Consider the following 12,811-nt stretch of genomic DNA (forward strand, 5'->3'; position numbering starts at 1 on the left):
TGATATGATATGGGTCCGGCAGTTGCTACGCCAGCCCCAGGAAAAAGGGAGTTGGCACTTCCCGGCCATAGCCCGTCCGGCGATCACCGGGAAGCCGGAGGTCTCTAGACCTGTTTCCGCATGCTGGCGACTTCAGAGGTCAATTTGGCGACGTCAGCCACCATTTCCATCATGGCCACTTGTTCCTGATACACATTCGGATCGAACTCGGCTTTAATCTCCTGTTCGAACACATGATACACGGGGAGTCCCAACGAGACCCCTGCCAATGAGCCTGCATAGGTCGGATCGCCGACCGTGACCGTCTCGGCAGCCAGTCCGGCGCTACTCGGTTCGGATGCACCGAGAAGCACCACCACGTTCTCACTACCGTATCGCTCGGCCACTTCTTTGATCTTTGCCTGATTTTGCAGGTCCATGGCACCCGCGGCCGTTCAGACGTAGCATTCCGTACTGACGAACACTACTTCACCGCCTGCGCTCATGGCGCACTCGGCAATAGCTGGGCCCGGTATGCCATCCCGGTCTCCCAGCGCAACGATCTTCTTTCCAGCCAGAATTCCCAATTCTGCTCTCCTCTCTGTGTATAAGTAGTTTTCTTACAGTGTTTGCCAAAAGTTTTGTCCGATTCAAATCCCCCAGCCCCGATAAGCACTAACTTCGTTCTAATTCTTTGTTCCAGAGGGACTAAAGAAAATAGCCCGGTAATTCATTGCCGGGAATTTGTGTATCAGCCGTCCCTCCGGGACTCAAAAATCATTAGATTTTTCCTTAACCGGCGATGAATCGCCGGCCTATTTCCAGTTGTTCCTCCGGAACAACCGACCCAAAGCACCCTGAGTTAGCGCCTATGCCCCTTACCCCCCTTTACTAAGGGGGGAATCGTACGTTGCTTCTTTACTCCCCTTTTACAAAGGGGGGCCGGGGGGATTTTTCCCACGAATAACTGAACGGATACCTCTATCAGAGCACTTGACCAGTATCTGGTCGCCTGCATCAGTTACAGAATCGTTTGTTACTCCGCCAAGGCCTTAATACAGTCTTCGATTTCCTTTTGCCCGAACTCGCCGGTGAGTTCGGCTACCCTGTCTCCTGCCTTGAAAAAAAGGAACGTGGGCAGGCTCATCACCTTGAGCCGCACGGCCAGACGCCGGTTCTCTGCGCAGTTGACTTTGCAGAATTTCACCTTTCCGAGGTAACGTGCAGCGAGCTCTTCTACGATGGGCATGAGCCCAAGACAGGGCCCGCAACGCGGTCCCCAGAAATCCACCAACACGGGCAAATCGCTATCCCTAACTTCCGTGTCGAAACTGTCCTGGGTCACTTCTAACAAACCAGGCATTTTGTGTGTTACTCCTTTTGTGATTAGACCTGCCAGAGGCCGGCCTCGATGTATTTCTCGGCGTGGAAAGCAGCAATGGCTCCATCCGCCGCCGCGGTCACCACCTGACGGAGCAACTTCCGGCGGACATCCCCTACTGCGTAGACACCCTTCATGTTTGTGCACATATGTTCATCTGTCGGGATATAGCCTTCCACGTCGGTTTCGACTGTCCCGCCCAACCATTCTGAATTTGGAGTCAGGCCGACATAGATGAACACGCCGTCTACGGGTACGACCTGAGTCTCACCACTAACCACGTTTCTTAAAAGCGTCGTTTCTACGGCACTCGAGCCTCTTATTTCTTCCACAACCGTGTTCCACATGATCTGAAGTTTTGGATTGGCCAGCGCCCTTTCCTGTACAATGCCTGTTGCCCGCAGACTATCCCTTCGATGCACAAGCGTCACTTTGTCTGCGAACTTGGTAAGGTACACGGCCTCTTCCACGGCAGCATCTCCTCCTCCCACCACTAGGAGCGATGCCCCTTCGTAGAAGGCTGCATCGCAGGTTGCGCAGTAGGACACCCCGCGTCCTCTGAACTCCAGTTCCCCGGGGCATTGAAGTGCCTTGGGGTAGGCTCCTGATGCGATTATCACAGCGTGAGCAGCATATTCACACTTCTCTGTACGCAACACCCAAAGGGTTTCATTACTGAAAAGACCCTGTGCCTTGGTTGCTACTTTCTCAACTCCGAATCGTGAAGCTTGCTTTGCCATGGCTTCCGAAAGGGCCGACCCGGAGATTCCTGTAGCAAAACCGGGGTAATTCTCTATTTCATCTGTAGTGGCAGCCTGCCCCCCTACGGCAAGTTTTTCGACCAGAAGCGTTTTCAGCTTGCTCCTGCCCGCGTAGATCGCGGCAGTAAGTCCTGCAGGGCCGGCACCGACTATAATAACATCGTGTAGTGACATGTTTTGTCCTTGTTACGCCGCTGATATCAAAGCTTCTTTCCCTTTAAGAGTCCGCAGTGAAAACTCTTTGCTCGTCAATGGATGTGTGTAGAGCTGTCAAGGCTCTATCCACCAGCCTGCTTCGCAGGCTCTTCTCCTGGCCGAGACTTAGTTCAGGGTTACCTAACGGATGAGGTATGGCGTAGCCGGGCACGATGCGATTTGCGCCTATTGCCATGGCGATGGACGTGATGGTGCACACTTGTACGGTTGGCAGTCCCGCACGTTCCAGCTCTTTCGTTATCGTTGCACCGCAACGAGTGCCCGTCCCTCAGGTACTGGTCAGGATCACCGCGTTGACCCCGGAGGCTACGAGGCGCTCGGCTATTTCTCTTCCAAACTTTCGGCTGTTTTCCAGCGACGTGCCGTTCCCGGTTGTCGTGAAGAAGCTCGAGAACAGCGCTCCGATCTTTCCTTCTCGCTCGCATTTCCTGAGGATGTCCACGGGCAATACCCGGTCGGGATCTTGATTGGCAAAAACGCTACTGTAACCCCCGTGCACCGCTTGGAATTCTTCTCCCGAAAGGTCGTCAATGCCTTCAAGGCTATATTCGAGGTATTTGGTAGCCCGCGCGGATTCAAGGCGATCGGGGTTTCCTTTAGGAACGATGCCGCCTTCGGTCACAAGGGCAATAGTGGCAACAGCGAGGTCTGATACGGGAGGTGCCGGGGACACCTTATCAAAGGCAGGCATTGGTAATTCCGTCACAAACGGTGCCCCATCGATCTTCGCCAACAGCATGTCTACAGCGCGGGCGGCACCGTTCTTTTCGGTCCATGCCTCTTTTCTAATCCCTCGCGGCAGATAACCTTCCTCCTCGGGAGGGCCTATTTCTGTCCTCTTGACCAGTTTAAGCCCAAGGTCCGCCATGATTTCAACGGCCTGACGCATCCCCGCTGCTGAGGACTCGGTTCGAACGCAAAAGATGTCTCTCCCGAAGAGCTCCACTCCAGGGTTCTCGGGGTACATGCCGGTAATGGCCGGAATGTTAAGGTCCGTAGTGACTGCCTTACACACCGCGCCGCACGCGGGTCCGTACCGGCCGGCATTGAATGCAGGACCGGCGACGACCAGGTCGGGATTAAAGGTGCGGATAAGATCGATCACTTCTCTGGTCGCCCGGTCGGACTGTTCTGCAAAGAAATTGTCGCCGCAGATGACTGTGCCGACGATTGACGCTTCATCACCCAAGGCCGCTTCCAGTGCCTTGCCGGGCCCCAGGGAGCCCTCTCTGATTTGCGGCGGAACATCTGCTTTGTCCTCGCCGCCGATCTGCCCGAAAAATTGGTTGAGATAGTGGACTACTCTGATCACGTGCGCACCTCCTTTAGTAACCCTTGACTGTGAGGCGATAAGCCCCCAACTGGTTAGTTGCGGTGTATAGGCGTCCCAGGGCAGTAGTGAATGCGCTTTCAGGTGGACCGGATATTCCCGCGATGGAATTACCACCAACAGTACGGGTCATAGCCGGCAAAGCCACTTGAACGTCGTTATTGCCTGTTGTGACCACCGCATCCGCCTCGGGGATGCTATCGACCAAGGAAGGAAGATCGCCCTTCGGACCGGCGATCTCGTTGGCAATAATCACTGTCCTGATGCCCACTTTTTCACATTCCTTGCAAGTCAACATCAAATCCGTATCTGAGTGGCCACCGCCCTCTTGGGTGATGACGGCTCCGGAAGCGCCCAACTGCTTTCCCAGTTTCGCCGCGAATTTGGCAGACCGATCTTTTTCCCTGAGCGTGTTGTGTTCATTGGCGATGATGACGCCCAAGAACCTGAGGTCTTGTCCGTTACGACGAGCCAATTCCAGGACAACCGGGTTGTTTACGTGGAAATATGAGGGATTCTTTTGACATGCAATAATATAGTTGCTGCTGACAATGGCCCCATCCAAAACCTCATTAGGATGGAGTACGGTTGGCAGAAGACTTCTAGCGTTTTCTCCATACACGAACGTATCGCGAAACAAGCCCTGAGATTGCAGATGGCAGATGTACACAACCCCCGGCAAGTCTTTCCCTTCAGACGTACGTGCGTCAGGGCCGTACAACTCTATGTCATCGGGAGCCAGGTTTCGGGTCGGTTCCGCCAGATAGACAGCCGCTTCGAGCCCAGCCTTCCTTGCCGCCAGATCGAATTCCAGGTCAGTCATCTCCGGAAAGGCAGTACACTCCAGGACGATATTTATGGTACGTGAGAACTGGCTGTAGAGGGCGCCGGGACCGCTCATATCGATGATTCCTTCCTGAATGCCCGGCCTCTGCCCGGTCTGGATTACAGCCACTCCCTCCAGGACGTTCGTTTCGCCTATGCCCGCAGTCTCCATAGGGCCGAGGGCTCCCGGGAACGGAGTGGTTCCACCGGAAAGCTTGACGCGAGGCTGAATCGCATCCATGACATGGATGATTCGTGCGGTTTCGCCCGGTGAAACAATCTTGACGTCCACCTCGGAAAAAAGACCGTCTCGATTCAGGGCTGCCGTCATTTCCTGTTTATCGATCTCCAGAGCACCGTTGCTTATTCGAGTGACAGCCCCGAACATGGCACTGGTAATCTTGAACTTGCGCAACGCTAACTGCATGAAAGGAAATTCTTTTTGTTCCATTGGAAAATCTCCGAGACATAAACCGGGCATTTGGTGCTTAAACCAGTCCCAACCAATGCCAGTAAGTGGTGCTGAAGACGACCATCAGGCCCACGGCTATCAGAACTAGAGGAACCCCTACTTTCAACATTTCGTCCGAGCTGAACGTATTTGTCGAATAGGCGACCATCGACATGGGGGTGTTGACGGGGATGATGACCGAGAACTGAATGCTGTAGTACATGATGAGAGTCAGGCCCCACACGTTCAGGCCGGGAATCGAGAGCCCTTGGGCAAATCCTATTGCTGTCGGAACTAAAGCTGCCACTGCGGCGGATCGTGCGGAAAATGCCAGCGAAAAGATGGCGAAGAATAAGCCTCCTGCTGCAATCATCAGCAGTAACGGCCACTTGTCGACTCCCAGACTGATAATAGTGTTTTGCGCCACCCATGCGGCTGCTCCGCTTTTCAGAAGCCATATACCCAGAGAAATGGCCGCGCCGAACAGCATGAGGGTTCCCCAGTTTACCTTCCGTTCCAACTCCTTCCAGGTCGCCACGTTGATTCCTGGAAAAAAGATGGCTACCACAGCGAGAATCGCGACGGTGCTGGGATCCAACGGATGTAACACCTTGCCGGTAGCCCACAAAAATATGGTCGCGCACATGATCGCCAGGAGCTTCTTCTCCTTCGCTGAGATGCGGCCGACCTCGTCGTATCGCTTGTATATGAGTTCACATCCGCCCTCTAATTCCTCGTCGCCTACCGGGAAAAAGCGGAGGACCAGCAGAAACAACACGAAACCGACTGCCAATGAGAAGGGCATTCCGTACACAGCCCACTGTAGCCAACTGATGTCATGCTTGGTTGCGGTGGAGATGTACATGGCGGTTTGTACGGGAGGCGCACCTGAAGTAAGAATGCCCATGCCGGAGATACCAGTCCCGAACGCGACAATCAGCAGCATGGCTTTACTCAGGTTGCTCTTCAAATCAAGACGAAAAGCTTCAATGATGCCAATCGACACAGCAGTCATGAGTGCAGCGTTGGCTGCCTGGGCAGGAATAAAGAGGGTTAAGATAAAGGACATGAGCAACACACCCAAGAGCACCCTCTTCGGTTTCGCACCCATACGGCAGAGAATAAAGAAGCCTATTCTCCGGCCTAGACCTGTTATTTCGATTGCGGATGCGAGGAACAAGGCACAAGCTACCAGCACCCAGGCTTCCGAACTGAAGCCGGATAAGGCCATCTTCAGCGCTTCTTTGGTCCCGATCAATTTTCCCGGATTGGACGATGCCGGAGAAATCGCCACAAGGATCGTAAAAGACGCTATGAGGAGAAATGAACTGGCCGCATATCCTACAGCTTCGGAAACCCACAGAATCAGCATGAACACCATCACGCTGAGGAGAGCTTGCCCCACAGGAGTGAGAGTCGCTGGAAAGTGGATCGATTGGAAAAGTACCAGCGCTACGAAGGCGAGCACAATTCCTGCAATTTTGCGAATCTTACCGTCAATTGTTTTCACGTCGGCTCCTTGATTACAGGTAATCGTCACATTCTGAACGAGACCGGTCCGAGCATACTGCATGGCTCACAGACTCTTTCATCTGTGGAGAACCATGGACCGCAAGATTGGTTCTGTTGTATAGACAACTTGTCATCCACATGTCAAGTCTTTTTTTACGACCTCGATCGTTCATCTGACATCACGAAAACCGCCATCGCGCTGATCCAAAGAAATTCCGATGGCCTAGTTATCTATAGTTTCGCCCTTTTTGTATTCTGGACGGTTAGATGGTGAGATAATCCTTGAAAAAATAAGGCGTTCCGCACATACCCGGTTTTGTGTAAAGATTCTGGGAAGGAGGAACGCCAGTTGAAGAGATCTATACCAGATCCGTTCGGGATTGACGAGATTCATTTCAGAGCGTGTTTCAGCGCACCGAGTTTCCGTATCTTCGTTGCGCTGGTGGTCGGTTGGGTGCTCACTATGGGCAAGCACACTATCAGCCAGGTGATTCTGACCATGAGACTCCATGAATCCAAGCACTTCGCCAGCATCTACCGATTCCTCGGCAAGGGACGATGGGAGACTGACTTTGTCTCCTATTTCGTCTTCAGAATGTTGGTAGAAACGCTGATTGCAGAAGGGATCGAGATCCTTGTGGTGATTGACGACACCTTGAACAAGCACACTGGCAAGAAGATCTGTGGCGCGGGCTGGCAGCATGATGGTTCACTCCCAAAGCATACTAAGCAAAAGGGGTATGGAGTGTGCTTTGTCATCATAGGACTGGCGATTCGCCTTCCCGGCATCAGCGATCGCATGTTTTGTCTGCCATACGCTGCCCGCCTTTGGTGGCCGCCAAAGGCCAAGTTTAATCCCAAGAGCCTGCCCTACAAGACAAAACCCGAACTTGGATTGGATCTTATAAATCTGACTCATTCATGGCTCCAAGAGGGAGAAAGACTGAGAATTGTGTTCGACCTGGGATACTGCTGCGATACCATCCTCAAAGCACGACCCAAGAATGTGCACATTACAGGGAGGCTGAGAAAGGATGCAGCTTTGTTCGCTGTGCTGGAACCTGCTCCATTTACAGTGATGGGCAGACCTCGCAAGAGAGGCGCTCGACTGCCCTCCCTGGAAACGATGTTCCAGGACCCCAATCTGGGGTGGAATGAGATTAGGGTCTTCTGCTATGGAAAACAAACTAAGCTCCTGATACATCAGTTCACGGCGCTATGGTATCATAGCGCAGGGCAACAGCCTCTTTCGATCGTGTTGTGCCATGACCCGGCCGGCCACCATGCCAATATGGTGTTTTTCGATACGGACCCTCAGGCTGCACCACAGCAGATTATCGAGCGCTACGCTGCACGCTTTAGCATTGAGATGACCAATCGAGAGACCAAGAACCTCCTGGGTGCGGCTGAACCTCAGTGTCGGAAAGAGACCTCGGTAACCCGTGCCCCTATGTTTGCTTACTGGGCCTACTGCTTTGTAGTGCTTTGGTTCGTTGGGCAATTCGTCACTGCAAAGAACCTCGTTGCCGACCCGGCTCCCTGGTACTGCCGGAAAAAGTCGTTCACCTTTTCAGACATGCTGGCAGCAGCTCGAAGGAGTCATTTCTCGCTGAGAATTTATTCGAAAGCCAGCCGAATCAATAAGTTCGAAAAACTCAACGGCCCGCGCTCCACGCGCGGACTCGACCATGCAAGAATCGCGAAACTATAGTAGTTATATCAGTTGCCAAAATTAGTGACCGATTGAAGATTAGGAAGATTGGTAGGTGCCGTGCCTCCGTGCCGGCACATCTTAAATATGATCAATGATATCGATAGAATGGACCGGCAGGGACGCCGATCCCTACCAATATCCTGTAATTCACACGAGGGATAAACGACAGAATTTTTGGCACTGACTATAATGTCGGCAGAATGCAGCGGGAAGGCAAGGTCAAATATTTTGTGTCGCATCCCCTTACGATGCCGTCACATTCACTCTCGAGCCATGCACATTGCAAGGTCTCAACTGAGCCGCGTGCCAAATGAGACCATAGACGGCGCAATCGGTGGCTCCGTAGACATCGATCCTCAGGAACGCGCCGCATCGTGAACCAGTGGGGTACGTCGAAACGACAATGGGGCCGGGAGCACAGAGGGACTGGATTGGAGTAGGATCTATCGAGTGAGTGATGGAAAGCTGGCGAAAGTGATGGGAAGTGAAGAGATAGTCATTCAGGTTTACTGTTCCACTACGAAATACCCCGTGACGCCGGACAGTTCGGCAGACGTTTCGAGCACATCGGAAGATCGTTTTCCGCAGTTCAACAAGTTCGCATCCTGTCGGACGTGCCAGAAATCATGAAGGATTCAGGAAATGTCCTGAGTTCTTTTTTCGTCAGGGTTAACACGAGGTTAACATGAGTGAAGGAAAGGCTCAATATTTTAAACCTGGCACAGGAGACGAGTGAAGCCACTTTTTAGCGAGATCAGGCAAGCATTCCCACCGCGGGATATTCATTAGGGGGCTGGTGCTTCTTACATCTCGGCCCCATGTTCCCGAAGAACGTCTTCTATTTCACTGTGCTGCATGCCAGTGGCCATAACCAGTGCTGTCTCGCCGTTGCAATTCTTGGCGTTCACGTCGGCGCCGTGCTCCAGAAGCAGTCTTACCGGTTCAATGCGGCCCTGAACGGTGGCACCCATGAGGGCAGTCCAGCCGTCTTGATCAACCATGTCGATGTTTGCTCCTTTGTCAAGAAGCAGCTTCATAACCTCCAGGTTTCCGCGGACTGCAGCCTCCATTAAAATAGTGGTCTTGTACTTGCCTTTCGATGCATTGATGTTTGTTCCTTCGGCGAGGAGTCGTTCCAGCGATGCAAGGTCATCTTCAGCGACAGCGATTCGCGCCGCCTCATCCTTGTCCCTTTCCTTGGCCAGTCTGTTGGCAAGGGCCAGCGCTCCACGGATTCCGGTTCGATAGATCTTCGGGTCACTCATCAAGGTTCCTCTTTCCATTCAATGCCAGAGCAGTTCGTGAGGCTTTCGAGTAGTCGTTACGAGTCGAACAGCGATTGTCGATTTGTCAGTGATTGTCGATTTGTCGTTTCGGAAGCATAGAATCGCGCACCGGAACAACTGTCTTCCAGCTTCGCCTTGGGCCCAAAATCTGTGGAGTAAATAGGAACAACTCCTGCCTTCTCAATGACGTCCACGGCAATCTGATCCGCGATCACGGACACCGCCGGAATCAGCTAATTCTCCCTAGTCAAAGCTTATTACGCCTTGGGCCCCGCGTCAACAATGAGGAGACCGATCTGATGACGCTGCCGGGTCGAACCTCACATGCTATGCGAACCGATAATTTCACTCCCGGAGATTTTCTGGTAGAACCAGAGGGGAGAAGCACAAATATGGTGGAGAAGAGAGGTAGACCATGTCGGACGATCCCAAGACGTTTCTTACGAGCGGAAGATTTGATTACTCTCTCAACGTGGCTCAAATCAGGGCCAAGGAGGCAGCCATCTTCGATCACGATCAAGGCAATCCCTATGGTACCGGGATTCAGAAGGCTGTTGAAGAATTCCCTCGAGAGTTAGGAGATCCCAGAATCAGACTCGGGTACGAACAGGCTTACAAAGAGACATGGGAAGAGCTTGAAAAAGATGAGTCGTAATTAGGCTGCTGATTTTGGTTTCCACAACTCTTACTACCAAGAGAAGAGTTGGGAGGATTCTAAGATGTAATGGACTGGGGTCTCCCGAGGAGGGATTTCCTTGGTCCATTTTGCGCTGCATCCTTGTTCCCAAAACTAAACAAGTACCCGGAGACGGGGGAGGAAGAGACCATCACGCCTCCGGGTTTCTCGAAAATCGCCGGAAAAAGCTATCCCCTTCTTATTCGGGCGATACATGACAATTAATAGATAGACCCCCTCTGCAGAAGTCGAGGCTCCTTTCAACAACCGGTCCCCAATGCTGTGTGGAAACCGATCCGAGAGATCGATGCACATTGAAATTTACAGGATGCGATTTGGGAATTCTGAAGCTGTTAGCGGTTCTGTCTGTGTAGCATCATATCTAATCTCACTTTTCCATCATCACCCTGGTGTAGGCCAATTGAATCTGCAGCGTTATATTTTTCCAGGAGCTTTCATATGCATTTGCCTTTTTTCTTGCTAACCCAATACGCACCCAAACCGGCAGTTACCGAGGCCCAGCATGTGTCCGGGCCGGAAATTCTTGTGGCCATGTTGGCGAAGTCCGATAAAAGTGCCCGGTTAAGCGAGCACTTTTATCGTTTGTTGTGGCGTTTTCGCCATGGGAGTCACTAGTTCACACCAAAGCCGCCAATTCTCCCGACAATTTCGGGATTGTTCGTCAATCCTCCGGCAGCGGCGGAGCGCCGGGGGATGACGTATTCCGATGGCCTAGCCATGGAACACGGTTGTGAAGATTTAGAAGTTAATCTGCAAGGATCCGTGGAACGCGTTAATGGCATCCCGAGAATCCATCGGATTGTTCACGCTTACGGCTCCACCACGTATGCCTCGCGTCTGATACGCTTCCTTGAACCAGTCACCCGGCTGCCAGTAGGCATATCTGAAGTACATGTTCAAGTTTTCGAGCAGTTTCCAGTCTACGCCCAGGTTCGCTTCCCAGCCGAGATAACCGTCGCTGACATAGCCGTATGTGGTACTGGTGACACCACCGACCTGCATAGTGGAAGCTGCCCTTCCGGCATTTGCTGCAAAGGCTGCGATATTGGCATCTCCGTTGGTAGCAGGAGTTCCATTCGAATTCTTTCCACCGAAGAGATAACCCTGTTTCTCAAGCCTGTGAGCCCACATATAGGTTCCCCAGAGATTGAGGTTCGCAGCGATAGCGTAATCTAAACGACCTGCGTAACAGAAAGCATCTGCCATCATGCCGTGGCCGTCATTGGGAACAAGCAATCCGGTGAAGGCATCGTTTCCACCGCCATACGTGGTGAACATCAGCCATTCATAGGGCTCTACAGCCTGGTAGTTGATCGGCCAACTGCCGTACGATTTTGTAGGATTGGGATTGTTCAAAACAGGACCGGAAGCAGTCGCAGCCATCAATGTGGCTTTGGCAGGTCCGGCCATGGCACCCAATTCTACGAGCCAGTGATAGTATTCAGAATGCTTCGGCGACAGCGCGTTGTTTTGAGCAGCAGTTCCGGTGTAATTGGCGTTAACTGCGGCGGTATTCACGCTGATCGTCGTCCAGTCATATTCTGCATTGAAGAAGAATCGGCCGTTATTGTACTTGGCATAAGCGGTCCAGTTTGCCAGTCTCTGGTCATAACCTCCACGGCCGAGAGCTTTGGACCCATCGTAGAAGTTCTTGGCATGAAGGTTCTGCAATATCGGTCCGCCACCAGCTTCAAAATTACCACTCTGATACGTGAACAGATAACCCTCGAAATAGTAGGGCTTGAGGTCGCTGTCCGGTGCCGTTCCCCAATTTGCGTTCAGGGCATTGCGCGCCAACCAGACTCCAACCATGAAACGGAAGGGGCCATAGGGTACTACGAGCAGAGTTCCTTCTGACCTGGTGGAATTTGCAGTAGAAATTCCGATACCGAAGGGGAAGTCTTTGACTCCGATTGACAAAACGCACCAGGGGAACTGTATCGTGGCCCTGAACTGTTCGACGCTTATCAAGGAAGCAGTATCATACGCATTGTCAGTGGTTTGATGCATATAATAGCGCTCAAACGGCGGCACCCCGATGCCTGCGCTTGAAGTGCCGGGCACGCCAACGGCCGGTTCCGCATACTTGTTCCTGTACCCACCGATTGTCATCACACCGTGCACCCTGATTGCAGGGTTCACTTTGATTTCAGGAAAGAGAGTCAGGCGCGAGTCATTGTATATGGCGTCAGAACCAAATTGAGAAAGCCCGCCCTGGGTAATGATCATGGGATACAAGTTGCCGGCCGTACCTCCTGCCGTAGGAGCCGGGAGGGTATGCGCGGTAGCAGCAGGATAACCGTAGATGTTTGGACCTGCAAATCCGACTTCGCCACCTCCTATGGCTGGGTTGGTGTCGTATCCGAACAGGTCGTGCTGGCCTGTACGTCCTAAATATCGGAAGCGGAATTCGTACTCACCTTTCATACTGAATTCCCACGCGATCGCTGGCGCGGTGACTGCCATTATCAGCAGCCCCACAAAGAGAATCGCCAAAAACTTTCTCATATGTTTTCCTCCAATCACATCAAATACGCCTATCGGCAGTCAACAGACAGCCACACAATGCACTCCGGGGCATCTCCATCTTCCGAATTCGCTCAGCCAATCGGATTTCGGCACTGAACGATTCGGGCAGAACGAAAGAAGCCCACTTCTA

11 protein-coding genes are annotated in these 12,811 nt (G+C 52.5%); 3 read left to right on the top strand and 8 right to left on the bottom strand.

The genetic code is table 11. The annotated features are described in order from the left end of the window. Positions 1-104: 104 nt before the first annotated feature. The 6 genes from grdA to DESTI_RS21765 all read right to left on the bottom strand — a co-directional run bounded on the left by grdA (position 105) and on the right by DESTI_RS21765 (position 6,516). A complete protein-coding gene (gene grdA, locus DESTI_RS21735) occupies positions 105-566 on the bottom strand; it encodes a glycine/sarcosine/betaine reductase complex selenoprotein A (RefSeq protein ID WP_014812133.1) in 462 nt (153 codons plus the stop codon). A gap of 449 nt (positions 567-1,015) precedes the next feature. Further along, complete coding sequence (locus DESTI_RS21745) at positions 1,016-1,342, bottom strand: thioredoxin family protein (protein ID WP_014812134.1); 327 nt, start codon at positions 1,340-1,342, stop codon at positions 1,016-1,018. A gap of 23 nt (positions 1,343-1,365) precedes the next feature. Further along, positions 1,366-2,295, bottom strand: coding sequence for a thioredoxin-disulfide reductase (gene trxB, locus DESTI_RS21750; RefSeq protein ID WP_014812135.1), 930 nt, complete (start codon positions 2,293-2,295; stop codon positions 1,366-1,368). Between the two features lie 43 nt (positions 2,296-2,338). After that, on the bottom strand, positions 2,339-3,649 hold the full coding sequence (locus tag DESTI_RS21755; RefSeq protein WP_014812136.1) for a glycine/betaine/sarcosine/D-proline family reductase selenoprotein B: 1,311 nt from the start codon (positions 3,647-3,649) through the stop codon (positions 2,339-2,341). Positions 3,650-3,662: 13 nt separating this feature from the next. Next, on the bottom strand, positions 3,663-4,943 hold the full coding sequence (locus tag DESTI_RS21760; RefSeq protein ID WP_014812137.1) for a glycine/sarcosine/betaine reductase component B subunit: 1,281 nt from the start codon (positions 4,941-4,943) through the stop codon (positions 3,663-3,665). Between the two features lie 37 nt (positions 4,944-4,980). Further along, positions 4,981-6,516, bottom strand: coding sequence for an SLC13 family permease (locus DESTI_RS21765; RefSeq protein ID WP_014812138.1), 1,536 nt, complete (start codon positions 6,514-6,516; stop codon positions 4,981-4,983). 288 nt (positions 6,517-6,804) lie between these two features. Between DESTI_RS21765 and DESTI_RS21770 the strand changes: the two genes are divergently transcribed. Continuing rightward, positions 6,805-8,166 (top strand): IS701 family transposase, encoded by a 1,362-nt coding sequence (locus tag DESTI_RS21770; RefSeq protein WP_014808181.1) that lies wholly within the window; start codon positions 6,805-6,807, stop codon positions 8,164-8,166. 453 nt (positions 8,167-8,619) lie between these two features. Further along, the gene (locus DESTI_RS21775; protein WP_041286389.1) at positions 8,620-8,799 is read left to right on the top strand and encodes a hypothetical protein; all 180 of its coding nucleotides are present in this window, start codon (positions 8,620-8,622) and stop codon (positions 8,797-8,799) included. A 173-nt stretch (positions 8,800-8,972) separates the two neighbouring features. Here the strand turns inward: DESTI_RS21775 and DESTI_RS21780 are convergent, their stop codons facing one another. After that, complete coding sequence (locus tag DESTI_RS21780; RefSeq protein ID WP_014812139.1) at positions 8,973-9,434, bottom strand: ankyrin repeat domain-containing protein; 462 nt, start codon at positions 9,432-9,434, stop codon at positions 8,973-8,975. A 436-nt stretch (positions 9,435-9,870) separates the two neighbouring features. On the opposite strand from DESTI_RS21780, the gene DESTI_RS21790 reads away from it, so the two are divergent. Beyond that, entirely contained in the window at positions 9,871-10,110 is a 240-nt protein-coding gene (locus DESTI_RS21790) for a hypothetical protein (protein ID WP_014812140.1), read from the top strand. 780 nt (positions 10,111-10,890) lie between these two features. On the opposite strand, the gene DESTI_RS21795 is transcribed toward DESTI_RS21790, so the two are convergent. Then, a complete protein-coding gene (locus tag DESTI_RS21795; protein ID WP_014812143.1) occupies positions 10,891-12,660 on the bottom strand; it encodes a hypothetical protein in 1,770 nt (589 codons plus the stop codon). Positions 12,661-12,811 lie beyond the last annotated feature (151 nt).

Source organism: Desulfomonile tiedjei DSM 6799, from assembly GCF_000266945.1.
In the GTDB taxonomy this organism is placed as follows: domain Bacteria; phylum Desulfobacterota; class Desulfomonilia; order Desulfomonilales; family Desulfomonilaceae; genus Desulfomonile; species Desulfomonile tiedjei.